At 72.8% G+C, this 24,116-nt stretch carries 26 protein-coding genes and 2 pseudogenes; 12 read left to right on the top strand and 16 right to left on the bottom strand.

The window, feature by feature from the left end:
- Window positions 1-245: 245 nt before the first annotated feature.
- Genes ACI790_RS02825 through ACI790_RS02810 form a run of 4 tightly spaced genes read left to right on the top strand, consistent with a single transcriptional unit; the run spans window position 246 to window position 3,111 of the window.
- A complete protein-coding gene (locus ACI790_RS02825) occupies window positions 246-1,919 on the top strand; it encodes a nitrite/sulfite reductase (protein WP_456568268.1) in 1,674 nt (557 codons plus the stop codon).
- Window positions 1,916-2,089: a hypothetical protein gene (locus ACI790_RS02820; protein WP_456568267.1), complete on the top strand. Its 174-nt coding sequence runs from the start codon at window positions 1,916-1,918 to the stop codon at window positions 2,087-2,089. The genes ACI790_RS02825 and ACI790_RS02820 overlap by 4 nt, the downstream gene beginning before the upstream one ends.
- The gene (locus ACI790_RS02815) at window positions 2,086-2,796 is read left to right on the top strand and encodes a phosphoadenylyl-sulfate reductase (protein ID WP_456568266.1); all 711 of its coding nucleotides are present in this window, start codon (window positions 2,086-2,088) and stop codon (window positions 2,794-2,796) included. Before ACI790_RS02820 ends, ACI790_RS02815 begins: the two co-directional genes overlap by 4 nt.
- A 24-nt stretch (window positions 2,797-2,820) precedes the next feature.
- On the top strand, window positions 2,821-3,111 hold the full coding sequence (locus ACI790_RS02810) for a 4a-hydroxytetrahydrobiopterin dehydratase (protein ID WP_456568265.1): 291 nt from the start codon (window positions 2,821-2,823) through the stop codon (window positions 3,109-3,111).
- Between the two features lie 48 nt (window positions 3,112-3,159).
- On the opposite strand, the gene ACI790_RS02805 is transcribed toward ACI790_RS02810, so the two are convergent.
- The 3 genes from ACI790_RS02805 to ACI790_RS02795 all read right to left on the bottom strand — a co-directional run bounded on the left by ACI790_RS02805 (window position 3,160) and on the right by ACI790_RS02795 (window position 6,795).
- Window positions 3,160-5,430, bottom strand: coding sequence for a PhoX family protein (locus tag ACI790_RS02805; RefSeq protein WP_456568264.1), 2,271 nt, complete (start codon window positions 5,428-5,430; stop codon window positions 3,160-3,162).
- Between the two features lie 109 nt (window positions 5,431-5,539).
- Window positions 5,540-5,944 carry a DUF3037 domain-containing protein gene (locus ACI790_RS02800; RefSeq protein WP_456568263.1) on the bottom strand — a complete coding sequence of 135 codons (405 nt, stop codon included), beginning with the start codon at window positions 5,942-5,944 and terminating at the stop codon, window positions 5,540-5,542.
- A complete protein-coding gene (locus ACI790_RS02795; RefSeq protein ID WP_456568262.1) occupies window positions 5,941-6,795 on the bottom strand; it encodes a HipA family kinase in 855 nt (284 codons plus the stop codon). Before ACI790_RS02795 ends, ACI790_RS02800 begins: the two co-directional genes overlap by 4 nt.
- 44 nt (window positions 6,796-6,839) lie before the next feature.
- On the opposite strand from ACI790_RS02795, the gene ACI790_RS02790 reads away from it, so the two are divergent.
- Window positions 6,840-7,385 carry a DUF1990 family protein gene (locus tag ACI790_RS02790; protein ID WP_456568261.1) on the top strand — a complete coding sequence of 182 codons (546 nt, stop codon included), beginning with the start codon at window positions 6,840-6,842 and terminating at the stop codon, window positions 7,383-7,385.
- Between the two features lie 51 nt (window positions 7,386-7,436).
- On the opposite strand, the gene ACI790_RS02785 is transcribed toward ACI790_RS02790, so the two are convergent.
- The 4 genes from ACI790_RS02785 to ACI790_RS02770 all read right to left on the bottom strand — a co-directional run bounded on the left by ACI790_RS02785 (window position 7,437) and on the right by ACI790_RS02770 (window position 11,430).
- Window positions 7,437-8,261 carry a formate/nitrite transporter family protein gene (locus ACI790_RS02785; protein WP_456568260.1) on the bottom strand — a complete coding sequence of 275 codons (825 nt, stop codon included), beginning with the start codon at window positions 8,259-8,261 and terminating at the stop codon, window positions 7,437-7,439.
- Window positions 8,262-8,392: 131 nt separating this feature from the next.
- Window positions 8,393-9,964 (bottom strand): succinic semialdehyde dehydrogenase, encoded by a 1,572-nt coding sequence (locus ACI790_RS02780; protein ID WP_456568259.1) that lies wholly within the window; start codon window positions 9,962-9,964, stop codon window positions 8,393-8,395.
- Between the two features lie 142 nt (window positions 9,965-10,106).
- A complete protein-coding gene (locus tag ACI790_RS02775) occupies window positions 10,107-10,829 on the bottom strand; it encodes an FAD-binding oxidoreductase (RefSeq protein ID WP_456568258.1) in 723 nt (240 codons plus the stop codon).
- A complete protein-coding gene (locus ACI790_RS02770) occupies window positions 10,822-11,430 on the bottom strand; it encodes a sulfite oxidase-like oxidoreductase (protein ID WP_456568257.1) in 609 nt (202 codons plus the stop codon). Before ACI790_RS02770 ends, ACI790_RS02775 begins: the two co-directional genes overlap by 8 nt.
- A gap of 169 nt (window positions 11,431-11,599) precedes the next feature.
- Between ACI790_RS02770 and ACI790_RS02765 the strand changes: the two genes are divergently transcribed.
- The 3 genes from ACI790_RS02765 to ACI790_RS02755 are packed head-to-tail and all read left to right on the top strand — an operon-like array spanning window position 11,600 to window position 15,075.
- Window positions 11,600-12,298, top strand: a complete 699-nt coding sequence (locus tag ACI790_RS02765) for a succinate dehydrogenase cytochrome b subunit (protein WP_456568256.1) — start codon at window positions 11,600-11,602, stop codon at window positions 12,296-12,298.
- A gap of 12 nt (window positions 12,299-12,310) precedes the next feature.
- Window positions 12,311-14,257, top strand: a complete 1,947-nt coding sequence (locus ACI790_RS02760; protein ID WP_456568255.1) for a fumarate reductase/succinate dehydrogenase flavoprotein subunit — start codon at window positions 12,311-12,313, stop codon at window positions 14,255-14,257.
- On the top strand, window positions 14,254-15,075 hold the full coding sequence (locus tag ACI790_RS02755) for a succinate dehydrogenase/fumarate reductase iron-sulfur subunit (protein WP_456568254.1): 822 nt from the start codon (window positions 14,254-14,256) through the stop codon (window positions 15,073-15,075). Before ACI790_RS02760 ends, ACI790_RS02755 begins: the two co-directional genes overlap by 4 nt.
- Before the next feature lie 91 nt (window positions 15,076-15,166).
- Here the strand turns inward: ACI790_RS02755 and ACI790_RS02750 are convergent, their stop codons facing one another.
- The 4 genes from ACI790_RS02750 to ACI790_RS02735 all read right to left on the bottom strand — a co-directional run bounded on the left by ACI790_RS02750 (window position 15,167) and on the right by ACI790_RS02735 (window position 18,261).
- Window positions 15,167-16,072 carry a DUF1028 domain-containing protein gene (locus ACI790_RS02750; RefSeq protein ID WP_456568253.1) on the bottom strand — a complete coding sequence of 302 codons (906 nt, stop codon included), beginning with the start codon at window positions 16,070-16,072 and terminating at the stop codon, window positions 15,167-15,169.
- Between the two features lie 46 nt (window positions 16,073-16,118).
- On the bottom strand, window positions 16,119-17,108 hold the full coding sequence (locus ACI790_RS02745) for an LLM class flavin-dependent oxidoreductase (protein ID WP_456568252.1): 990 nt from the start codon (window positions 17,106-17,108) through the stop codon (window positions 16,119-16,121).
- A gap of 83 nt (window positions 17,109-17,191) precedes the next feature.
- A complete protein-coding gene (locus ACI790_RS02740; RefSeq protein WP_456568251.1) occupies window positions 17,192-17,809 on the bottom strand; it encodes a hypothetical protein in 618 nt (205 codons plus the stop codon).
- A gap of 110 nt (window positions 17,810-17,919) precedes the next feature.
- Entirely contained in the window at window positions 17,920-18,261 is a 342-nt protein-coding gene (locus ACI790_RS02735; protein WP_456568250.1) for a PspC domain-containing protein, read from the bottom strand.
- A 115-nt stretch (window positions 18,262-18,376) separates the two neighbouring features.
- Here ACI790_RS02735 and ACI790_RS02730 point away from each other — a divergent pair, with 115 nt between their 5' ends.
- Entirely contained in the window at window positions 18,377-18,604 is a 228-nt protein-coding gene (locus tag ACI790_RS02730) for a hypothetical protein (RefSeq protein ID WP_456568249.1), read from the top strand.
- A 9-nt stretch (window positions 18,605-18,613) separates the two neighbouring features.
- On the opposite strand, the gene ACI790_RS02725 is transcribed toward ACI790_RS02730, so the two are convergent.
- Window positions 18,614-19,066: a nuclear transport factor 2 family protein gene (locus ACI790_RS02725; protein ID WP_456568248.1), complete on the bottom strand. Its 453-nt coding sequence runs from the start codon at window positions 19,064-19,066 to the stop codon at window positions 18,614-18,616.
- A 148-nt stretch (window positions 19,067-19,214) separates the two neighbouring features.
- Between ACI790_RS02725 and ACI790_RS02720 the strand changes: the two genes are divergently transcribed.
- Both ACI790_RS02720 and ACI790_RS02715 read left to right on the top strand, forming a co-directional pair.
- Window positions 19,215-19,751, top strand: coding sequence for a dihydrofolate reductase family protein (locus ACI790_RS02720; protein ID WP_456568247.1), 537 nt, complete (start codon window positions 19,215-19,217; stop codon window positions 19,749-19,751).
- Between the two features lie 77 nt (window positions 19,752-19,828).
- Window positions 19,829-20,080, top strand: a complete 252-nt coding sequence (locus ACI790_RS02715) for a hypothetical protein (RefSeq protein ID WP_456568246.1) — start codon at window positions 19,829-19,831, stop codon at window positions 20,078-20,080.
- Between the two features lie 452 nt (window positions 20,081-20,532).
- Here ACI790_RS02715 and ACI790_RS02710 read toward each other — a convergent pair whose 3' ends face one another.
- Window positions 20,533-21,048: a hypothetical protein gene (locus ACI790_RS02710; protein ID WP_456568245.1), complete on the bottom strand. Its 516-nt coding sequence runs from the start codon at window positions 21,046-21,048 to the stop codon at window positions 20,533-20,535.
- A 405-nt stretch (window positions 21,049-21,453) separates the two neighbouring features.
- Here ACI790_RS02710 and ACI790_RS02705 point away from each other — a divergent pair, with 405 nt between their 5' ends.
- Complete coding sequence (locus tag ACI790_RS02705) at window positions 21,454-22,638, top strand: NAD(P)/FAD-dependent oxidoreductase (RefSeq protein WP_456568244.1); 1,185 nt, start codon at window positions 21,454-21,456, stop codon at window positions 22,636-22,638.
- Window positions 22,639-22,662: 24 nt separating this feature from the next.
- On the opposite strand, the gene ACI790_RS02700 is transcribed toward ACI790_RS02705, so the two are convergent.
- The 3 genes and pseudogenes from ACI790_RS02700 to ACI790_RS02690 form a co-directional block, all read right to left on the bottom strand.
- A complete protein-coding gene (locus ACI790_RS02700; RefSeq protein ID WP_456568243.1) occupies window positions 22,663-22,860 on the bottom strand; it encodes a hypothetical protein in 198 nt (65 codons plus the stop codon).
- A gap of 480 nt (window positions 22,861-23,340) precedes the next feature.
- A pseudogene (locus tag ACI790_RS02695) lies at window positions 23,341-23,685 on the bottom strand (PhzF family phenazine biosynthesis protein); the annotation flags it as partial.
- A 118-nt stretch (window positions 23,686-23,803) separates the two neighbouring features.
- Window positions 23,804-24,043, bottom strand: a pseudogene (locus tag ACI790_RS02690) (PhzF family phenazine biosynthesis protein); the annotation flags it as partial.
- Window positions 24,044-24,116: the final 73 nt, after the last annotated feature.

Below are 24,116 nucleotides of genomic sequence, written 5' to 3'. Positions count from 1 at the left end.
ACGTCGTCGGACGGCTCACACGCCGGATCGGTCGGGATATGGGAGGATCGGCGCCATGACCGACCGCGGCAGCCTGCTCGTCGCGCGTCTGCACATCGATCTGGCGCTCGTCTCCAGCGCCGCCTGTCGCGCCGCGCGCTGACCCAGGTTCCCCGCGCAGCTCCTCCGCTGCGTCCCGATCCAGCAGCGCCCCGTCCTCCGGCCCGGCTGCCGGCGGACGGCGAGCGCAGGAAGAAGTACGCCACGTGAGCACCCCCACCCGTACCAGCAACCGGCCGCAGCGCGGTCAGGGTCAGTGGGCGCTGGGTTACCGCGAACCGCTCAACCCGAACGAGCGGATGAAGAAGGACTCCGACGGCCTCGAGGTGCGCCAGCGGATCCTGGACATCTACTCGAAGACCGGGTTCGACGGCATCGACCCCGGTGACCTGCGCGGCCGGATGCGCTGGATGGGCCTCTACACCCAGCGCGCCCAGGGCATCCCCGGCGGCAAGACCGCCGTGCTGGAGCCCGAGGAGCTCGAGGACTCGTACTTCATGATGCGGGCCCGCATCGACGGCGGGCAGCTGACCAGCGACGCGCTGCGCGTCCTCGGCGGCATCAGCACCGAGTTCGGCCGGGACGTCGCCGACGTGACCGACCGGCAGAACGTGCAGTACCACTGGATCCGCATCGAGGACGTGCCCGAGATCTGGCGGCGGCTGGAGTCGGTCGGCCTGTCGACCATGGAGGCCTGCGGCGACGTCCCGCGCGTCATGCTCGGCTGCCCGCTGGCCGGCATCCTCGAGGACGAGGTGCTCGACGCCACCGACGTCATCGCCGGGACCGTGGCCAAGTACGTGGGCAGCCCCGAGTTCAGCAACCTGCCCCGCAAGTGGAAGACGTCGATGTCCGGCTGCGTCGACCACTGCACCGAGCCCGAGATCGACGACGTCTCCTTCGTCGGCGTCGTGAACGAGGCGGGCGAGGCCGGCTACGACCTGTGGGTCGGCGGCGGGCTGTCCACCAACCCGATGTTCGCCCAGCGGATCGGCGTCTTCGTCCGGCCCGACCAGGTGACCGACGTCTGGGCGGCCTGCACGTCGATCTTCCGCGACTACGGCTACCGCCGGCAGCGCAACCGCGCCCGCATCAAGTTCCTGATGGCCGACTGGGGCCCGGAGAAGTTCCGCCAGGTGCTGCAGGACGAGTACCTGCACGCGCCCCTGCCCGACGGCCCCGCGCCGGCGCCGGCGAAGCACGACCAGCGCGACCACGTCGGCGTCGCCAAGCAGAAGGACGGCGCCAACGCCGTCGGCTTCGCGCTGCGCACCGGCCGGATCAGCGGCTCGCTGCTCACCACGATCGCGAACCTGGCCGACGAGTACGGGCAGGGCCGTATCCGGACGACGACGCAGCAGAAGCTGGTCATCCTCGACGTGCCGGACGAGAAGGTCGAGGCGCTGGTCGCCGCGCTCGCCGAGCACGACCTGCAGGTGCGGCCCAGCGCCTTCCGCCGCGGCACCATGGCGTGCACCGGCCTGGAGTTCTGCAAGCTGGCGATCGTCGAGACCAAGCAGCACGCGCAGGACCTCTACGCCGAGCTGGAGCGGCGGCTGCCGGACTTCGACGTGCCGATCGGCATCAACGTCAACGGCTGCCCGAACAGCTGCGCCCGCTTCCAGACCGCCGACATCGGGTTCAAGGGCTCGATGGTGCGCGACGACAGCGGCGAGATGGTCGAGGGCTTCCAGGTCCACCTGGGCGGCCACCTCGGCGTGGAGGCCACCTTCGGCCGCAAGTTCCGCGGCCACAAGGTGACCAAGGCCGAGACCGCGGACTACTGCGAGCGGGTGCTGCGCGGCTTCCTCGACCGCCGCACGCCGGGCGAGTCGTTCGCGCACTACGTCTCCCGCGCCGAGGAGGACTGGCTGCTGTGACCGACGAGGCGGGCACGGGAAGGACCCGGCAGCTGCCGGTGTTCCACTGCCCGTACTGCGGGGACGAGGAGCTGACCCCCTACGACGGGGAGTCGGCCGCGGGGTGGCGCTGCGGCGCCTGCCTGCGCGCGTTCTCCGTCCGCCTGATCGCGACGGGAGTCCAGGAATGACGACGGCCATCTCGGCGACGCCGGAGCTCGCGGCCGAGGCCGACGCCCGGTTCGAGGGCATCGCCGACCCGGTGGAGCAGGCGCTCGCCGTGCTGCGCTGGGCCGGGGACACCTTCGGCGAGCAGTTCGCGATCACCTCCTCCATGGCCGACGGGCTGCTGTCGCACCTGGCCGCCCGGGTGATCCCCGGCGTCAACGTGGTCTTCCTCGACACCGGCTACCACTTCGCCGAGACCATCGGGACCCGCGACTGGATCAGCAGCGTGCTGCCGATCACCCTGCACAACGTCACCCCGCCGCAGACCGTGGCGGAGCAGGACCTCTCCTTCGGGCCGAAGCTGCACGACCGCGATCCGGACCTGTGCTGCGAGCTGCGCAAGGTCAAGCCGCTGGCGCAGGCCCTGGCCGGGTTCGCGGCCTGGGGCTCGGGCGTGCGGCGCGACGAGTCGCCCACGCGGGCCGGGACGAAGCTGGTCGACTGGGACGCCAAGCGCGGCATGGTGAAGGTCAACCCGATGGCGGCCTGGACCCAGGACGTCGTCGACGCCTACACCGCCGAGCACCAGATCCCGGTGAACCCGCTGTTCGAGCTCGGCTACGGCTCGATCGGCTGCGCGCCGTGCACCCGTCCCGTCGCCGCCGGCGAGGACCCCCGCGCCGGCCGCTGGGCCGGGCGCGGCAAGACCGAGTGCGGCCTGCACACCTGACCCGCTGAGCGCGAGGATCGGCACATGCCCCGACCTCCCCGCCTCTCCCCCGACGACGTCGCCGCCGCGCTGGGCGGTCTGCCGCGGTGGTCCGGCGACGCCGACGGGCTGCGGCGCACCGTCGAGCTGCCGAGCTTCCGGGACGCCGTCGCCGCCATCGTCGCGATCGCCGACGTGGCCGAGGAGATGGACCACCACCCCGACGTCGACCTGCGCTGGCGCACCCTGCACCTGCGCCTGGTCAGCCACTCCGCCGGCGGGGTGAGCGAGCTGGACCTGGAGCTCGCCCGCCGCATCGACGCGCTGCTCCCCTGAGACGACGCGAGCCCCGCACCGGCCCGGTGCGGGGCTCGCGCGCCGGTCTCAGCTGCCCACGCGCCCGCCGTCGGTGCGGTAGACGACGGCGACGCTCGGCCGCGGGAAGGGCCGGTACGCCTGGAAGTCCGGCCACCGGCTCGAGGGGTTCTCCACCGTCGAGCCGGTGGTCTCGCCCGGGTGCTGGACGGCGACGAAGACCGACCGCGCGTCCCGGGTGATCAGCGGCCCGCTGCACTCCGCACCGAGGGGCACGGTGAGGAAGGCCTTGAGGTGCCCGCGCTCGGGACCCTCGGTCGGCACGGCGAACAGCCCGTCGTTGGTCCCGCCGAGGGTGCCGACGGCCTGGTTGCGGACGGAGAGCACGTTCCCGTCGGTCGAGATCCAGAGGTTCCCCGCCGGGTCGAACTCGAGGTTGTCCGGGCAGGAGATGGCGCTGACCCTGGACCGGTCGTACCCGGCGAAGTAGGTCCCCGGGAACTGCGGGTCGCCGCAGACCAGGAAGATCCGCCACGAGAACGTCGTCCCGGCGGCCGACCCGGTCTCCTCCCACTCGATGACGTGCCCGTTGCGGTTGCCCGGCTGCTGCTCGAAGGTCGCCGGCGTGCCGGCCTCCTCGTCCGCGGGCTCGAACGCGTAGGAGCGGGTGATCGGGTTGGCCTCGTCGGCACCCGGCCGGCCGTTCACCCCGGTGCGGTTGGAGTTGTTGGTCAGGGCCGCGTAGACCCGCCCGTTGACCGGGTTGACCTGGATGTCCTCCGGCCGGTCCATCTTGGTCGGCACCAGCGCAGGGTCGACGACGACCGGGTTCGCGGGGTCCGGGAAGTCGCCGCCTGCGTCAAGCTGCTTCCCGAGGCGGTCGGCGGCCAGGCGGGTGAAGGTGAGCACCCACGCGACGTCCTTGCCGGGGATCATCGAGCGGCCGTCCCGCACCAGCGGGATCCACTCGCCCCAGCCGTCGAAGGCACCGTCGGCGGGCAGCTCGCCGCTGCCGTCGATCTCCGCGGCCGGGGAGTCGCCGACGAAGCGGGCGACGTAGAGGTCGCCGTCCTCGAGCAGCGTCAGGTTGTGGGCCCGCGAGGCGCTGTCGGTGCCCGGACGGTAGGTCTTCCGCGAGACGAACTTGTAGATGTAGTCGAACCGCTCGTCGTCACCGGAGTAGGCGACCACGCGGCCGTCCTCGGCGATCTGCACGTTCGCGCCCTCGTGCTTGAAGCGGCCGAGCGCGGTGCGCTTCTTCGGCGTCGAGGTCGGGTCGTAGGGGTCGACCTCGACCACCCAGCCGAAGCGGTTGACCTCGTTGGGCTCCTTCGAGAGGTCGAAGCGCGGGTCGACCTCGTCCCAGCGGCGGCCCGGCGGCCTGGTGGCCGAGATGCCGTAGCGCGCCAGCCGGGGCTCCTTCGCGCTCTCGGTGATCGGCGTCGTCGTGCCGAAGTACTGGTTGAAGTTCTCCTCCCCGTGCAGCGTGGTGCCCCACGGGGTCATGCCACCGGCGCAGTTGTTCAGGGTCCCGAGGACCGTGCGCCCCTGGGGGTCGGCGCTGGTGCGCAGGTAGGGCGAACCGGCGGCGGGGCCGGTGAGCTCCATCGGGGTGTCGGTGGTGATCCGGCGGTTGCGCCGGCCGTTGCGCACCGGGCGCCACTCGCCGGTCCGGCCGTGCCGCTGCACCTCCACGACGGAGATGCCGTGGGCCATCATCGCGATGCGCTTCTGCTCCGGCGTCGTCGGCGCGGACTCGTCGGCCACCCCGGCGAACATCAGCTGCTCGTTGGTGTACTCGTGGTTGACCACCAGCAGCGCCTGCCGGTCGCGGTCGTCCAGCGGCAGCAGCCCGATGTAGTCGCAGTTGTAGCCGAACTGCATGGCCTGGGCCTCGGGCGTCTGCCGGTCGATGCGGAACGGCGGGGCGCCGGGCAGCACCGGGTCGCCCCAGCGCATGACCACGGAGTAGCGGTAGCCGTCGGCGGTGACCAGTTCGTCGAGGAAGTTCTGCTCGACCGGCCGGAACGTCAGCTCGCGGCCCGGGAGCGGGGCGACGCCGCCACCGGTCGGCACCTGCTGCTCCCTGGCGGCCGCCGACGCGACCGGCCCGGCGGCGACCAGCAGTGCGCCGGCACCGGCGGCCTTGAGCATGTTGCGGCGGCTGAAGGCGGTCTCGACGACCTCGGCGAACGTGGGGTTGTCGGTCTGGTTCGGGACGGCGGCGTCGCAGGCGTTGCCGCACTTGTAGTAGCAGGTGGCGTGGCTGCGGCTGCCGTGGCGGATGCCGGAGAACAGCGGCAGGAGTGCGCGGGAGCGCGGTGTGCGGATGTCGGTCATCGGTCCCTCTGGTCGCGAGGCGGTGGGGGCCCTCGCACCCAATCGGGCGGCCGCCACGTGCCGGTGGCGGGAGGATGAACCACGGGTGACCGCTGGCCACCGATCGTGGTCAGCCGGCGACGGGGAGCACCAGCAGCGACAGGAGGCGGTCGGCCTCGGCGTCGGGGTCCGTCGTGAGCCCGGTGTGCACCGGGCCCGGCTGGACGACGGTGCTGCGTGGCGCGGTGAGCCAGCGGAACCGGGAGCCGAGGGCTTCCCGTCCGGCGGCACCGGCGCCCGGGTCGGCCGAGCAGACGTCGGCGGCCGCCTGCAGGGCCCGGCCGATCGCCACCGGGTCGGCGGTCGGGTCCAGGGCCCGCAGCCGGTCGACGTCGAGGTGCAGCCGCGAGCCCAGGTAGTCGCGCTGCCGGCAGTAGACGAGCACGCCGGCGTTGAGCGACTCGCCCCGCTCCACGCGGGGCACGACCCGCAGCACCGCGTACTCGAAGGTCTCCCGCCGCGTCGGTGCGCTCATCGCTGGCTCATCCCCTCCGGCGGCGGCGGCCCCAGCCAGCCCGGTCGGTTGGCCCCGACCGGGGCCCGCCGGCGGCCCGCTCCCCCGGCGGCCGCGGCCGCCACCAGCCCGGGCAGCCACGCGTCGCGAGCGGCCAGGCGGGCCAGCAGCTGCCCCACGTAGCGGGAGCGGACGGCGTGCACCGGCTCCTCGCCGTCGTCGGCCAGCCACTCGTCGGGCACCTGGGCCAGCACGCCGTCCAGCAGCGGCCGGGTGACGCGGCCGGCCAGCGCCGCGTCGGCCGCCGGGACGTCGGGCGCGCACTCGACCAGCGCGTGCGCCGAGGCGTCGTAGGGCCGGGTGACGGCGGCCTCGGCGCCGGGCCAGTGGTGGTGGAAGGTCAGCGCGGCACCGTGGTCGATCAGCTGCAGCCGGCCGTGCCAGAAGAGCATGTTGGGGTTGCGCCAGGAGCGGTCGACGTTGCCGATCAGCGCGTCGAACCACAGCACCCGGCCGGCCAGCTCGGGGTCGACGCCGTCGGCACCGGCCTCGAAGTCCAGCGCGCCGGGGAGGTAGTCCAGCCCCAGGTTGCGCCCGGCCGAGCGCTGCAGCAGCTCCTGCACCTCGTGGTCGGGCTCGCCCACCGCCAGCTCCGCGGCGACGTCGACGGTGACCAGCGCCGGCACCGGCAGCCCCAGGGCCCGGGCCAGCTCGGCGCAGACGACCTCGGCGACGAGCACCTTGACGCCCTGCCCGGCCGCGCGCCACTTCACCACGTAGGTGCCGAGGTCGTCGGCCTCCATGAGCCCAGGCAGCGAGCCACCCTCGCGCAGCGGGGTGACGTAGCGGGTGGCGGTGACGGCGGGCAGCACAGTGCTGGCCAACCTACCGCCGGCCGGACGGGGACACTGCATGCGTGGGCCTCCTGCGCGCGACCGATCCGGCCACCCTCACCGATGCACCGCTGACCTACACCGAGGTGGGTGCGACCGGGAGCCCCGGACTGCCGGCCGGCTACCACCACGCCGAGCACTCCGCGGTCGTGGGCAGCGGGCCGGCGGCGTTCGAGCGAGCCGTCGCCGCGGTCCTCGGCTGGCGGGCGCAGCGCGGTGCCGGCCTCCGGATCAGCGCCACCGGTCAGGCGAGCACGCCGGGCACCGTCGTCGTCCTCACCGCCGGGCTGCCCCGGTTCGGCTACGACATCCCCTGCCGGGTCGTCTGGTCGAGCACCGAGGGGGTCGAGCGCGGCTTCGCCTACGGCACGCTGCCGGGCCACCCGGAGAGCGGCGAGGAGCGGTTCACGGTGCGGCTCACCGACGACGGCGACGTCGTCTACACGATCCGGGTCTTCTTCCGGCTGGCCTCCCCCGCCGCCCGGCTGGCCGGGCCGCTGAGCCTGGTCCTCCAGCGCGCGGCCACCGCCCGCTACGTCTCGGCGATCCGCCGAGCCGCGCGGGGCTAGACGCCCCGCCGGGCGGGCAGCGGGCACTCCGGCCGCCGGCGGAGGTGCGCCCTACCGCCCTTCGGCGACCGCTGCGCGCTCCCGCTCGATCAGTTCCTTGCTCCGCACCAGGCGGATCAGCGTGACCACGAACAGCCCCCCGGCCATGTTGAGCAGCACGGTGTACCAGAACCAGGCCAGCCAGTCGAAGTAGCCGAACGGGGCGCCGGCGTGCAGCGCGCCGAAGATCAGCAGCGAGTCCAGGATCGAGTGGAACAGCAGCAGGCCGGCGAGGAGGAAGCCGCCGATCACCGAGGCGACGATCTTCCCGTTCTCCGAGTGCGCGCCGTGCTGCATGCGGGTCATCAGCGTGATCACGCTGCCGCCCAGGAAGGCCAGGCAGACCGACTGCAGGTCCAGCGGCGCCTCGACGAAGTGCGTCGCCGACTCGACGGCCACCTCCGCGAGGTCGGGGAAGCCCTGCACGACCACCCACATGACCAGCCAGCCACCGACGAGGTTGGCCACCAGGGTCCCCGCCCACAGCTTCGCCAGCTGGGCGGTGCTGGCCCGACCGGCGAACACCGCGGTCACCGGGACCAGGAACCCCTCGGTGAACAGCTCGCTGCGGCCGAGCATGAGGGCGATGAAGCCGACGCTGAACGCCAGCCCGGCGAGCAGCTCGCTGCCGGTCGCGGCGAGGACCGCCAGCAGCGCCAGCACACCGACGGCCACCTCGAGCCCGCCGGCCAGGCCGGTCGCCAGCACCTCCCGCCACCGGCGGTGCAGACGCTGCGCGCCCTCGCTGACGATCTTCTCGAACGCCTCGGCGACCTCGTCCTCGGCGGGGGCGTCGGTCTCCCCCAGCTCGGCACGCTTCTGGTCCTGCTCGTCCACGGTTCCTCCTTCTGCCGGACACCGTGGCCGGGGACCGAGCGGCGCGTTGGCGCGGCCCTACCCGGAGCGGCCCCGGCCCCACACGTGACCGTGCTCATCGCCGGACCCCGCGACGCCGGCGGGCTCCGGGCTCACTTCAGGAACGGCAGCCGCTTCAACGCCTTGAGCCCGGCGGTCATCACCGTCGCGTAGCGCTCCAGCGGCAGCCCCGGCATCGGGCCGACCGGCAGGCCGCGCTGCACGGCGACGGTCTGGCTCTCGGTGTACTTGACGATGCCCTCGCGGCCGTGCCGCCGGCCCACGCCGGAGTCCTTCATGCCGCCCATGGGCGCGTCGTGGGAGGCCCAGGCCGCGGCGTAGGCCTCGTTGACGTTCACCGTGCCGGCCTGGATGCGGGTGGCCAGCCGCGCACCCCGCGACGGCGTCGTCCAGATGCTGGCGTTCAGGCCGTAGCGGGTGTCGTTGGCCAGCCGCACCGCCTCGTCGGCGTCGCGCACCCGGGTGACCGCCACGACCGGCCCGAAGGTCTCGTCCCGGGCGAGCTCCATCTCGTCGGTGACGCCCTCGAGCACGGTCGGCTCGTAGAAGAGGGGGCCGAGGTCCGGCCGCGGCTTCCCGCCGGCGAGCACCCGGGCGCCCTTCGCGACGGCGTCGTCGACGTGCCGGGTGACGACATCGAGCTGGTCGGCGCTCACCAGGGACCCCATCTCGGCGTCCCACGTCGTGCCCGGGGCCAGCCGCATCCGCTGCACCCGCTCGACGAACGCCGGCACGAACCGGTCGTAGATCGCGTCCTCCACGTACATCCGCTCCACCGAGATGCACAGCTGGCCGGAGTTGGAGAAGCAGGCGCGCACCGCGCCCTCGACGGTCTTCTCCAGGTCAGCGTCGGCCAGCACGATCATCGGGTTCTTGCCGCCCAGCTCGGCGGAGAAGCCGATCAGCCGGCGGGCGCACTGCTCGGCGACGATCCGGCCGGTGGCGGTGGACCCGGTGAACATCAGGTACTCGACGCCCTCGATCAGCGGGGCACCGAGGTCCCGGCCGGCACCGGTGACCACCTGGAACAGCTCGCGCGGCAGCCCGGCCTCGAACAGCAGCTCCACGGCGATCAGCGCGGTGAACGGCGTCTGCGCGTCGGGCTTGAGCACGATGCCGTTGCCGGCCAGCAGCGCGGGGATCGCATCGGACACCGCCAGGGTGAGCGGGTAGTTCCACGGGCTGATGACACCGACCAGGCCCTTGGCGTGGTGGTGCTCGACGGTGCGGGTGAGCACCGGCAGGGCGCCCTGCCGGCGGGTGGGCCGGAGGTGCGACGCTGCGGTGTGCGCGTAGTACCGCGCGGTCATGGCGACGTCGGCCAGCTCCTCGAAGGCGCTCACGCGGGCCTTGCCGGTCTCGACCTGGGCGACGTCGAGGATCTGCTCCTGCCGCTCCAGGACCAGGTCGTGGTAGCGCAGCATCACCGCGGCGCGCTCGGCCATCGACCGGGCCGCCCACTCGACCTGCGCGGCGCGGGCCCGGCGCTGTGCCTCGGCGACGTCCTCGGCGGTGCACGTGGGCACCTCCCCGACCAGGTCGCCGGTGAACGGGGCGTGCGACGCCTGTCGCGGACGGCCGGGGGCCGCGGTGACCAGCGCGGCGAGGCGGCTGACCAGCGCCGGGTCCAGGGCCGGAGACGGGTGCGGGGCGGTCGTCGTCATGCCCCACTTCTACACGCGCGGCCGCGGGCCGACGACCGCTGAACCCGCACCACCGCCGGCGACTGCTGCGCAGGAGCTCGACCGCGGCGCCATGGACCTCCGGCTGACGTCCGGAGGCGGCTGAGGGGCCCGGGCGGGCCCCTCAGCCGCTCGGACCGAACTGCTCCACCCGGATGGCCGCCGCCGGGGTGCCCAGAATCTCGAGCAGCCGGGTGGCCGCTCCGGCGAACGCTGCCGTGCCGCACACGAAGGCGGTCTGGTCCGGCTCCCACAGCGGCACGAGGTCCGCGGCGGTGAGCCGGCCCGCCGGCCGGATCCCGCGCGGTTCGCGGGTGGTGACGACCAGCGCCCCGGCCTGCAGCAGCTCGTCGGCGTAGGGCAGCAGCTCCAGCGTCCGCACCGAGACAGCGATGCGGAGCAGCTCGGTGCGCCCGAGCGCTCGCGCGGTGCGCAGCATCGACACGAAGGGGACGACGCCGCTGCCGCCGGCGAGCAGCAGCGCCGGGCTCTCGCCGTCCCAGACGAACCAGCCGCCGATCGGGCCGCGGACCTCGAGCACGTCCCCCGGCTCGACGACATCGGCCAGGTGCGTGGAGACCTCGCCGTCGTCCAGCCGCTCGACGAACAGCTCCAGCAACGGGTCGCCGGGTGCCGACGCGACCGAGTAGGAGCGCTGCGCCGTGTACCCGTCGGGAGCGGTCAGCCGCACCACGTAGTGCTGGCCGGGCAGGTGGTCCACCCGGTCCTCGACGTCGAGCCGCAGCTGGACCGAGCGGGGCACCGGGCGGCGGACGCCCGCGACGGTCGCCGTCCGCCATCCGCCGCGAGGCGCGCCGGTGACGCCCGGACCCAGCGGCTCAGTCACCCTGGTACCGCTGCTGCCGCCACGGGTCGCCGCGGTCGTGGTAGCCGTTCTGCTCCCAGAAGCCGGGCTGGTCGCGGGCCAGCAGGGTCAGCCGGCTGATCCACTTGGCGCTCTTCCAGAAGTACAGGTGCGGGACCAGCAACCGCACCGGGCCGCCGTGCTCCGGGGTCAGCGGGCGGCCGTCGAAGTCCCAGACCAGCCAGGCCCTGCCCCCGGTGACGTCGGCCAGCGGCAGGTTGGTCGTGTAGCCGGTCGTCGACGTCGCCATGACGAAGTGCGCCTCGGCGGTCGGCCGGGCGGCCTGCAGCAGCGTGTCGACGCTGATCCCGGAGAAGCGGGTGTCGAACTTCGACCACGTGGTGACGCAGTGGATGTCGCCGCGGTACTCGGCGGGCGGCAGCCGGTGGGTCTCGTCCCAGGTCCACGTCGTCGGCGAATCGACCTTCCCGTCGACGGTGATGCTCCAGGTCTCCGGGGCGATCCGCGGGGTGGGCTCGGCGGTCAGCACCGGCCAGTCGCCGCCGACGTCGTACTGGCCGGGGGGCAGCCGCGGGTCGCGCTCGCGCCGGCGGCCGAGAAATCCGCGCGTGGGGGTGGGCACGGGCACACGATCCCCTACCGGGGGCCACTCGACCACCGCCCCCGCCCCGACGTGCACGGATGCCCGGACGACCCCCTCCGACCTGCGGTGAGGGTGCCCTTACATGAGCTGTGTCACCACGTGTTGGCTTGGTGGCAAGCACCCTGTAGTCCTAGCGTGGGGACTTGTGGTGACGGTGGAGCACGCGCAGCGCAGGACCCCGAAGGTCGCGAAGACGAACTCGGTCTTCAAGAAGGCCGTCATGGCCGTCAGCGGCATCATCATGGTGCTGTACCTGATCGCGCACGTGATCGGGAACCTGAAGGCCTTCTCGGGCGCCGAGGCGTTCAACTCGTACTCGGGTTGGATCCGGACGGTCGGCAACCCGGCACTGCCGGGCCAGACGACGCTCTGGGTGATCCGGCTCGTCCTGCTGGCCGCGGTGGTGGCGCACTTCTGGGCCGCCGTCTCGCTGTGGCGCCAGGCCAAGCGGGCCCGCCCGCAGGGCTACGTCACCAAGAAGGCCGTGGCCCAGAGCTACGCCTCGCGCACGATGCGCTGGGGTGGCGTGATCATCCTGGCCTTCATCATCTACCACATCCTCGACCTCACCCTGGGTGCGGTGAACGCCGAGGGCTTCGACAGCACCCCGTACGACCGGCTCGTCGCGAGCTTCCAGAACCCGTTCGTCACGATCTTCTACGCCATCTCGGTGATCCTCCTGGGCATGCACCTGCGACACGGCATCTGGAGCGCCACGCAGACCCTGGGCCAGAGCAACCGCCGGCGCGAGCGGACCGTCAGCCTCTTCGCCGTGGCGTTCGCGACCGTGCTCACCCTCGGCTTCCTGCTCGTGCCGTTCTCCGTCCTCTTCGGGCTCATCGACTAAGGAGCTCCTCCGATGCCTCTCGAGCTGTTCACCGTCGGCGAGCCGATCGCCGACACCAAGGCCCCCACCGACGTCCCCATCGGCGAGCGCTGGAGCGAGCGCAAGTTCCGCGGCCGCCTCGTCAACCCGGCCAACCGCCGCAAGCTGACGGTCATCGTCGTCGGCACCGGCCTGGCCGGTGGCTCCGCGGCGGCGACGCTCGGCGAAGCCGGCTACAACGTGAAGTCGTTCTGGTACCAGGACAGCCCGCGCCGCGCGCACAGCGTCGCCGCGCAGGGCGGGATCAACGCCGCCAAGAACTACCGCAACGACGGCGACAGCGTGCACCGGCTGTTCTACGACACGGTCAAGGGCGGCGACTTCCGCTCGCGCGAGAACAACGTGCACCGCCTCGCCGAGGTCAGCGTCAACATCATCGACCAGTGCGTCGCCCAGGGCGTGCCGTTCGCCCGCGAGTACGGCGGCCTGCTCGACAACCGCTCCTTCGGTGGCACCCAGGTGTCCCGCACCTTCTACGCGCGCGGCCAGACGGGCCAGCAGCTGCTCTACGGCGCCTACCAGGCGCTGGAGCGGCAGATCGCGGCCGGCAGCGTCGAGCAGAACGCGCGCACCGAGATGCTCGACCTGATCGTGGTCGACGGCCGGGCCCGCGGCATCGTCGCCCGCGACCTGGTCTCCGGCGAGATCAGCACCCACTTCGCCGACGCCGTCGTCATCGCCAGCGGCGGTTACGGCAACGTCTTCTACCTGTCGACCAACGCCAAGGGCTCGAACACCACGGCGATCTGGCGGGCGCACAAGCGGGGCGCGTACTTCGCCAACCCCTGCTACACGCAGATCCACCCGACCTGCATCCCGGTCAAGGGCGACTACCAGTCCAAGCTGACCCTGATGTCGGAGTCGCTGCGCAACGACGGCCGCGTGTGGGTGCCCAAGGAGCGCGGCGACGACCGCGACCCGCGGGAGATCCCCGAGTCCGACCGCGACTACTACCTCGAGCGCCTCTACCCCTCGTTCGGCAACCTGGTGCCCCGCGACATCGCCTCGCGCCAGGCCAAGAACGTCTGCGACGAGGGCCGCGGCGTGGGCCCCGGTGGCCTGGGCGTCTACCTGGACTTCGCCGAGGCGATCGAGCGGCTGGGTCGCCCGGCCGTCGAGGCGAAGTACGGGAACCTGTTCGACATGTACGCCCAGATCACGGGCGAGGACCCCTACGCGGTCCCGATGCGGATCTACCCCGCCGTGCACTACACGATGGGCGGGCTGTGGGTCGACTACGACCTCCAGTCGACGATCCCGGGCCTGTTCGTGATCGGCGAGGCGAACTTCTCCGACCACGGCGCCAACCGCCTCGGCGCCTCGGCGCTGATGCAGGGCCTGGCCGACGGCTACTTCGTGCTGCCGTCGACGATCAGCAGCTACCTCGCCGACGGGCCGTTCGAGAAGGTCAACGAGAGCCACCCGGCCGCCGTCGAGGCGCTCACCGGCGTGCAGGAGCAGACGCAGAAGCTGCTCAGCATCAACGGCAATCGCACCCCGGCGTCCTTCCACCGGGAGGTCGGCCAGCTGATGTGGGACCTCTGCGGCATGGAGCGCACGGACGAGGGCCTGCGCAAGGCCATCGACCGCATCCAGGAGATCCGCCAGGAGTTCTGGACCAACTTGAAGGTGACCGGCGACTGGAACGGGTTCAACCAGACGCTGGAGCACGCCGGCCGGGTCGCCGACTTCATCGAGCTCGCCGAGCTGATGTGCATCGACGCCCTGCACCGCCGCGAGAGCTGCGGTGGCCACTTCCGCGCGGAGAGCCAGACCCCCGAGGGGGAGGCGCTGCGCGACGACGAGAACTTCGCCTACGTGGCGGCCTGGGAGTGGACGCCGGAGGGCCAGCCCCCGGTGCTGCACCGGGAAGACCTCGAGTACGAGTACGTCCACCTCGCCCAGCGGAGCTACAAGTGACAGCCACACACGAAGGCGCGATGCGCTCCAGCGTCGGCAACCCCGGGGCCGAGAAGCGCGGGATGAACCTGACCCTGCGCATCTGGCGCCAGCAGGGGCCGACGGTCAAGGGCAAGATGGTCACCTACAAGGTCACCGACATCTCCCCCGACATGTCGTTCCTCGAGATGCTCGACGTGCTCAACGAGCAGCTGATCATGCAGGGCGACGACCCGGTCGCCTTCGACCACGACTGCCGCGAGGGCATCTGCGGCATGTGCGGCGTCATGATCAACGGCCAGGCGCACGGCCCGCAGCAGACGACGACCTGCCAGCTGCACATGCGGTCCTTCAAGGACGGCGACTCGATCGACATCGAGCCGTGGCGGGCCACCGCGTTCCCGATCATCAAGGACCTCGCCGTCGACCGGCGGGCGTTCGACCGGATCATCCAGTCCGGCGGCTACATCAGCGTGCCGACCGGCACCGCGCCGGAGGCGCACGCGACGCCGGTGCCCAAGGCCGACTCGGACGCGGCGTTCGACGCCGCGACCTGCATCGGCTGCGGCGCCTGCGTGGCGGCCTGCCCGAACGCCTCGTCCATGCTGTTCACCGCCGCGAAGGTGACGCACCTGGGGCTGCTCCCCCAGGGCCAGCCCGAGCGCAACGACCGCGTGGTCAACATGGTGGCGCAGCAGGACCGCGAGGGCTTCGGCGGCTGCACCAACATCGGCGAGTGCTCCGCCGCCTGCCCCAAGGGCATCTCGATGGAGACGATCTCCCGGCTCAACCACGACCTGCTCGGCGCCCTGCGCGCCGGTGCGCGTCCGAAGAGCTGAGCACCGGCCCCGTCGCCCCGACGGGGCCGCCGCCACGGGCGGGCATCCACTGCGGATGCCCGCCCGTCGCATTTCCCGGGCCGGTCGGCCGTCAGGTGGCGGGCACCGGCGGCATGATCCGCTCGACGATGTCGGCGGGCATCAGGCCGGCCTTGCCGAACCGGCTCGCGGCCTCCAGGAACTGCGGCGCGAAGGTGGCCAGCTCGACCAGCATCTCGCGGGCGGCGTCCTCCCGGCCGGCCAGCGCCGCGATGACCGCCCGCCACATGAGCTGGTCGGGCTCGGTCACCGGGTCCATGGGCCGGAGCAGCTCCAGCTCGCGGTCGGCCGTCACCGGGTCGCCGTCGATGGCCTGCTGGAACGCGCGGACGACGTCCTGGTAGCGGGCGCGGGTGACGGTGAGGTCGGCCAGGGCGGCGAGCGGGTCCGGCGAGTCGTCGACCCGGAGGTCGACCACCATGTCGTGCCAGGGGCGACCGGTGGTCGTCGCCCGGATCACCATGATCGCGGCCGAGCGGCGTCCCCGGAAGTCGCCGCCGGCCTCCTCCCCCGCCACGAGTGCGGTGAGCAGCCGCTGCGCCAGCGGCCCGGCGGAGCCCTCGAACCGCTCGACCATCGCCTCCCACACCGCCGGGGAGCTGGCCATGTTCGCCAGCGCCACACAGGTGTCGCCCATCAGGTGCCCGGCGGCGTCGACGCAGCTGGTGCCGGTGTAGGCGGCCAGGTCACCGTTCACCCCGAGCACGGCGACCTGCCGCCGCTCCGGCTGCGGGTCGACGCTGCTGAGCGCGGTGAGCACCTCCTGGGCGGTGAAGCCGCCACGGAGCAGGTCCAGCCCGACGGCGCCGTACATGGGCTCGGCCATGGACTGCGTGGCGATGACCCCGTGCCCGGGCAGGGCGAACGGAACGCTGTTGCCGACCGCGAAGGCCTGGGACTGGGTGGCGACGCCCATCTCCCCGGTCTCGGGGTCGCGGGCCACGATCGAGTACGTCACCGGCGCGGCCTACCCGCCTCGGCCCGGGGGGCGAAACACGAGCCGGTCATGCCGTGACCGACTCCATCGCCTGCGCCAGCAGCTCGACCGACCGGAGCCGGCCGTCGAGCGAGCCCGACTGGTGGGCGACGATCAGCTCGTCGGCGTCGGCGATCTTCGTGAAGCCGTCCAGGTGCTCGCGCACCTCGGCCGGCGTGCCGACGGCGGTGTGCGTCAGCATCGTGCCCACGTGGTGCCCGGCGCCCTGCGCGAGCAACTGGTCGGCCTGCTCGTCGGTGAGCGCCTGCCCGCGGCCGAACAGGCCGATGGCGAGGTTCCGCCGCACGGCCTGCAGCTGCTCCTGGGCGGCCGCCGTGCTGTCCGCCGCCACGACGTTCACGCCGGCGATGACGTAGGGCTCCGCGAGCTGCTCGGAGGGCTTGAACTCGCGCCGGTAGGCGGCGACGGCCGACTCCAGCATGGCCGGCGCGAAGTGCGAGGCGAAGGCGTAGGGCAGGCCCAGTGCGGCGGCCAGCGTGGCGCCGAACATCGAGGACCCGAGGACGTAGAGCGGCACGCGGGAGCCCTTGCCCGGAATGGCGTCGACGCCGGGCACGCGGGTCTCGCCGGCCAGGTAGGCCTGCAGCTCCAGGACGTCCTGCGGAAACGTGTCGGCCGAGCGCGGGTCGCGGCGCAGGGCGTACATGGTGTTCTGGTCGCTGCCGGGAGCGCGCCCGAGGCCGAGGTCGATGCGACCGGGGTACATCGCGTCGAGGGTGCCGAACTGCTCGGCGATGGTGAGCGGCGAGTGGTTGGGGAGCATGACCCCGCCCGCACCGAGCCGGATGCTGCTGGTGTGCGCGCCCACGTGCGCGATCAGCACGCTGGTGGCCGACGACGCGATCGTGGGCATGTTGTGGTGCTCGGCGTACCAGACCCGCTCGTACCCGTGCCGCTCCGCGCGCTGGGCGAGGGCGACGCTGGCGGCGATGGCGCTGCTCGGCGTCTCCCCGCGCGGGATGGGGGCCAGGTCGAGGACGGACAGCTTGATGCTCATGTGCGGTGCAGGCCTTTCACGTCGGTTGCTCGGCGCAACGCCCTCCGGGCCCGAGGGCTTCCCCGCCGCGCCGCCCGCTCCGGTCAGCGGCTCTGCAGGGCGTCCAGCGCCACCGCCATCGCCGCCGCCACCCGGAAGTCCAGCCGCGGGTCTGGAACGGTCACCGTGTAGTGGTCGCGCAGCCCGATCCGCTTCTGGCTGCTCATCACCGGCGCGCCGGTGCGGCTGTCGGTGAAGTCGAAGTGGAAGAGGAAGGGCACCGGGATGTTGTTCAGGAACGGGATGAAGCCCCACACCCGGCGCAGCACCGCGATGAACGGGTTGCGCTCGTGGCCAACCGCTTCGACGCCCGGGGCCGAGAGGTGCCAGGTGGAGCGCAGCAGGCTGGCGCCGAACTGCTTGCGGAAGTAGCCGATGAGCTGCCCGTACTCGTCCAGGACGTCGTGCTCGGCGCCGACGTCGATCCGCTGCCGGGCCTTGAAGGAGAACACCCGCCGGCTCTTCGACTCGTCGCTGAAGAAGACGACCTCCTCCCGCAGCGTCAGCCGCTTCTGCTGCGCCAAGGCGACGAGCTGCCCCTCGCTGCCGTCCGGGTTCGCCGCCAGGATCTCGTAGCGGTTCACCATCAGGGTGACCCGCTGCCGGATGAAGAACTGCGGCACCACCATGGGGGCCGGCTGGTGCGCGGGAGGAACGGTCACGGCGGTGCTCCGATGCGGGTCGGGAACGGCTGGCGGCCCATCCTGGCGGATCGGCGCCGGTGGCGGGACGGCGCCGACAGCCGTGTCGCCGGCGCGACGGACGACCCGGCTCAGCGCGGCGACGTCGTCCCCCGCCCGGCGAGCGCGTCGTGCAGGCGCTGGACGAGCCGCTCCAGCGGGCTCGGCGTCTCGTCGCTGCGGGCCGGGCCGGCCGGCATGAGCACCCACAGCAGCAGGTAGACGAGGACGCCGGCGCCCCCGGCGACGGTGAGGCCGACGAACCCCACGCGCCAGAGCACGGTGTCGATGCCGGTGTAGTCGGCCAGGCCGCCGCACACCCCACCGGCCATCCTGTCGGTGGTGCTGCGCCGCAGTTCCGGCCGGCCGGGCGGGAGCTGCTGCTCGCCGCCGGGAACGTCCGCGGGCGGAGGGAGGGGAACCGAGTTCGTCATGCCGGAAGCGTGCCGCCCCGCACCGCCCGGCGACCATCAGGTGACCCCCGGATCGCTCCCTGGTTCCGCGCTCAGGGTCTCCCCCGGCCGGCCGTTCCTCTGCTGCGATCGACGCATGCCGCAGACGGAGTCCACCGAGGGCCACCACGTCGAGCGGCACCGGGACGGCTCCGTCCGGGCTGGCGCTCCGTGGTCGACGGGCAGCCCGACGGGTACCGGGAGCGGTTCCGCCCTCGACGGCACCCGGTTGCGGTGTGGCTCGTTCGACCGCGGCCGGCAGACCGGTGAGTGGACGACGTACGACCGCAGCGGCACGCCCTACGAGGTCACGACCAAGGCGTGACGACGGCGCTCAGCGCAGCGGCAGCGGCGTCGCGTCGCCGTCCTCCCGCGGGCCGAGGATCCAGCGCTCCTCGAGGGCGATGGGCACGTCGTTGATGCTGGCCTCGCGCCGGCGCATGAGGCCGTCGGCGGCGAACTCCCAGTTCTCGTTGCCGTAGGAGCGCCAGGTCCGGCCCTCGGCGTCGTGCCACTCGTACTGGAACCGGACGGCGATCCGGTCGTCGGTGAACGCCCACAGCTCCTTGCGCAGGGCGTAGTCCAGCTCCCGTTCCCACTTGCGGGTCAGGAAGGCGACCACCCCGTCCCGGCCGCGGACGAACTCGTCGCGGTTCCGCCAGACGGTGTCCTCGGTGTAGGCCTGCGCCACCCGCTCCGGATCGCGGGTGTTCCACCCGTCCTCCGCCGCCTGCACCTTCTGCCGGGCGGTCTCGAGGGTGAACGGCGGGAAGGGTGGACGGGACACGCGGGCCTCCTCGGACACGGCGACCGCCGTCCGGCCGCCCGCACCCACCCTGCCCGGGATGCGCGGAACGGGCGAGCGCGTCGGCGATGAGTTCCGGCTCGCCGCCCGGTCCACCCCCCGACGACCACCCGATCCCGGAGGAGTTCCCGTGGGACACATCGCCGCCTCGCTGTTCACCACCGTCGACGGCTCGGCCGAGCGGCCCGACCAGTGGCACTTCCCGTACTTCGACGAGGCGATGGGCAAGGCCGTGGACCGGCACACCGAGCGGTGCGACGCCTACCTGATGGGCCGCGTGCTGCACGACCAGTGGTCGCAGTACTGGCCGGGCAACGACAGCGACGAGTTCGCCGACTTCATCAACCCGATCCCGAAGTACGTGCTGTCGTCGACGCTGGAGCGCTCGACCTGGGCCGGCACCACGGTGCTGCGCAGCCTGGACGACGTGCGCGCGCTGAGGGAGCGCACGGAGGGCACCATCGGCATGTCCGGCAGCCTGACCACGGTGCGGTCGCTGCTGGAGGCCGGGCTGCTCGACGAACTGGTGCTGCTCGTGGACCCGATCGTGGTCTCCGGGGAACGCCGGTGGACCGACGAGCTGGGCCGCACGCCGCTGGAGCTGGAGCACTCCGAAGCCTTCCCCACCGGCGTCCTGCACCTGGTCTACCGGCCGGCCACGGGCTGAGCCCGTCGCCGGCGACGGGCACCGAGTGTTCGGCCCGACGCCACCTGGCCGACACCTCGGGTGCGCACCCTGGCGGCATGACGGCGAGCCTCTTCGTGATCGGCATCCGGGTCGGGTGGATCGGACCCGACGTCGCGCCGGGGGACGACGGCTTCGCGCGCGCACACGACGTCGCGCACGCCGTCGCCAAGCCGGTGGTGGACGGGCTCGAGGCCTCGCTCTGCGGGCAGCTGGTGCGAGCCACCGCGGCGCAGGACTGGCCGTCCCACCGCGACGCCGCCCACCGCGACGCCGCCCGGTGCGAGGAGTGCGCCCGCCTCGCCGGCTGAGTGCCGGGCCACCGGCCTCCGGCTGCCTGCGGCCGTGATGTGCAGCGCCGCGGTGGGCACCATCCGGACGTCGCCGGTGCCGCGGAGGAGCACACGACCATGGCCACGAGTGCTCGGATCGGGCCCGTCGAGCGGGCCACGCACCGCACGTGGGACGAGTGGCTGCGGTTCATGGACGGTATCGGCGCCGAGCACCTGGACCACAAGGCCATCGAGCTGAGGGTCTACGCGGAACTGGACGGCACCGTCGAGCGGCTCGGCTGGTGGACCCAGGGGGTCACGGTCGCCTTCGAGCAGCACATCGGCCGGCGGGTGCCCGGTCAGCGGCAGGACGGGACGTTCGGGACCAGCGTGAGCAGGTCGACGTCGATGGCGGTTCGGCACGCGGAGGCACGACCGGGTGGCCGCCGGGCTGGCACCCCGACGGCCACCCGGGCGGGAGGCCCAGCCGGTCAGGTCGTGACGAGGCCGCGCACGTTCTCGGTGACCACCAGGGCGAAGCGGCGCGCCACGCGCAGGCTCTGGTCGGCCAGCGCGTAGGTGGTCTCGATGACCTCCTCGGGCCGGACGAGGACGGCGGGCACGAGGCTGCGCACGATCGTCGTCACCCCCTGCACGAGGCCGGCGACGGCGTCCTCGCTGCTGTCCGCCGCCGAGGCGAGCTGCCGCCGGGCCTGCTGCTGCTCCTGCTCGCGCAGCTCCACGAGCAGGTCACGGCGGACGGCGAGGACCAGCTGGCGGGCCCGCTCGTCGTGGGAGCCGTTCCGGGACTCCTGCAGGACCTGGGCGGCCAGCAGCTCCCGGGCCCGGTCCTCGGCCTCGTCACGGGTACGGGCCAGCTCCTCCATCTCGACGGGGGCGCCGGTCGCGGCGTCCTTCTCCTGCTGGGGCGCGTCGTCCTCGGTGCGCTTGCCACGGCTGGCTGCGGTGTCGGGTGCGGTCGAGGCCTTGGGGGGCGGCGTGGTCATGGCTTCCTCCTGGAGAGATTCCGTTCGGGGCACCGTCCAGGCTCCGGCCCGGAGGTGGCCCGCAGGAGAGCAGCGCGCGCACGCTGGGGTAGCGCACAGCCAACACACGACCCCGTTGCCGCGAGGAGGCGCGCTACGGGCGCTGCAGGAAGCGCCCGACGACGCCGGCCGAGCCGTCCCTGGCCTTGGCCTGCCAGGTGATCTGCCGGTCGGTGCCGCTGACCCTCGGGTCGCCGGCGACGACGGTGAGCGCGGCCGCGATGGGGGTTCGGTCCGGCGTGTGCCGGGGACGACCTGATCAGCCGCACATCCGCCGTTCGGAACGGGCGCATTGCGGGCAGGCTGGACCCGGTGGCCGAGCTGCGGCGGCGACGAAGGTCCGCGGCCTTCAGCGAGGAGGCGGACATGGCACGTTCCGAGGTGCTCGTCATCGGCGGCGGCAACGCCGGCATATCCCTGGCGGCACGGTTGCTCCGCGACGGCGTCCGAGGCGTCGCCGTCGTGGCTCCACAGCCGGTGCACCGCTACAAGCCGCTGCTCAACTACGTCGGCGCCGGAGAGGCGACGATGGCCGATCTGGAGCGCCCGATGGCCGACGTCATGCCCGACGGGTGCACCTGGATCCGGGACAGCGCCGAGGCCGTCGACCCGGCGGCCATGACGGTGCGCACGCGCGGCGGGCGGACGCTGGAGTGCTCGACCCTCGTCGTCTGCCCCGGTCTGGTCGAGGACTGGGACGCGACACCGGGGCTGCTGCAGGCGTACGCCGACGGGTGGGCTGCCTCCACCTACGTGCCGGGCAGCACCCCGCAGGTGTGGCCGCGGCTGTCGTCGCTGCGCGAGGGGTCCGTCGTCTTCACCGTGCCGCCGGAGCCGGCGTCCTGCGCGCCGACCGCGCTCAAGCCGCTGCTCATGGCGTGCGACCACTGGCGGCGCACCGGCGTCTTGCCGGCCCTCGACGTCCGGCTCGTCCTGCCGGCGGCGACCGCGACCGGCCTCCCGGAGGCCGACCGGGTCCTGGAGGAGGCGTTCGCGGACTACGGGATTGAGGTGCTGCGCGAGGCGCGGATCGAGCGGGTGGACTGGGACGTCCACTCCCTCGAGGTCACCTCCCCGACGGGCGGCCAGGTGCTCGAGGACGTCGTCTTCGCCCACGCCGTGCCGCACTACCGGGCACCGGGTTGGATCGCCGACGCCGGCCTGGCCGCGGACGCGACCCCCGGCCTGGTGGACATCGACCCGCAGAGGCTGCGGTCCCGCCGGCACGAGTCGGTCTGGGCGATCGGCGACGCCGCCGACGCCGCCACCCGCCCCTCGGGTGGCGCGCTGCGGAAGCAGGTGGACGTCCTGGCGCAGAACCTGGCCGCCGCCCGCGACGGGAAGCAGCTGAAGCGGTACGACGGCTACACGGTCATGCCGATCACCGTCAGCCGGCGGAAGCTGATGCTCAACGAGGTCGACCGCGACGGCCAGGCGAGCCCGTCGGTGCCCGGGGTGAACCCCTTCAAGCCCCACCGCTGGTCGTGGCTCTTCGACCGCTACGGGCTCCCGCAGCTCTACTGGCGCCGCATCCTCCGCGGCAAGGTCTGACCGGGCGGGCGGTCCACTCCCCCGCTACCGCTGCTGCCGGCGGGCGACGAGCACGAGGCCGCCCACCAGCACCACGAGGGGCGCCCAGCCCGGGAGGCCGAAGGGCCCGATGATCAGCTGGACCACGAAGAGGGCGAGCTGGAAGCCGACTATGAAGACCACCAGGAGCGCGAGCCCGAAGAGCAGCGGTCGTTCCGCCTGCAGCTGTCGCAGGTAGTCCATCAGGTCTCCTCGGTCATGAGTTGCGGCTGCCGGGCTGCCGGACACATCCACAGCCCGAGGCAGCTCCTGCAGACCACTGTCCCACCCGGCTCCCCCGAAAGGCTGGCGCCGGGAGCTGACGCCCCGACCGTCGCCCGGTGGCAGGTCACACGTTGAAGCGGAACGTCGCCAGCGTGATTGGACGACGATGACTACGACCGAAACGCGCCGCTGACCAGCGCCTTCATGGTCGGGCATCGTTGGTGGGCAACGACCAGAGTTGGGATTGTTGTTGACTGGTTGTTGACTGACGTCCACGCACCCGGGCGTGTCACCGGCGGGCTGCGAGAGTGGCCTGGCGACGAGTCGGTGCTGTGAGGGCAGGGCCGCTCCTGCCTTGGACTGGATGTGAGCGGCGCGCATGTCACGCCGAGGCGGCATGGTTGAGCGATCCACGCCGACCGTGGCATGGGCGGATGGCGTGGCCAGTCGGAATGTCGGTCAGAGCAGAAATCCAGTGACCGCCGTGCGCGGCTTTCCCGCGAGAAGGACCCGTCCCGTGCCTGTAGTGACAACGGTCAGTTCTCCGCCGCGCGGAGACGCCTGCTCGGCGGACAGCGTGACCCCGAGTTCGCCACGCCAGTAGGGGCCGACCGTGCAATGGGCTGATCCTGTGACCGGGTCCTCCGGGATCCCGTAGGCGGGGGCGAAGTAGCGCGACACGACCCCGCCGGCCCGACGCCTGGCGGTGACGATCAGGCCACCGACCGGCAAGCGCATCACCGCCCGCAGATCGGGAGAGAGTTCGCGCACCGCGTCTTCCGACTCGAGGACCGCGAGCATGTTGCGCTCGCCGGCATCGGGATGGTCGGTGACTCCCGGTCCAAGCGGGGACCGGGCCGGCGAGGGCGTCCAGGAGTACTGGGAACGGCGCCACCTGTGTGGCGGGGACCGCGGGGAAGTCGAGCACGATCCGGCCGTCGGCTCGCACGGCGGTGAGCTGCCCGCTTCGGGTCGCGAAGGCGACCGCCTCCTGCCGCAGGACGCCGGACTCCCAGAGCCAGTGGGCGCTGGCCAGCGCGGCGTGTCCGCACAGCGCGACCTCGGCCACCGGGGTGAACCAGCGCAGCCGGAAGGCGCCGTCCTCGCCGGGAGCGAGGAACGCCGTCTCTGCTTGTACCAGCTCGTTCGCCACGCCTTGCATCCAGCCGGATCGGGGAACTCCTCGAGCAGCAGCACACGTGCAGGGTTGCCCGAGAACGGGCGCTCGGTGGTGA

The organism is Blastococcus sp. SYSU DS0539, assembly GCF_054050855.1.
This window is presented reverse-complemented; position numbering and strand designations above follow the sequence as displayed.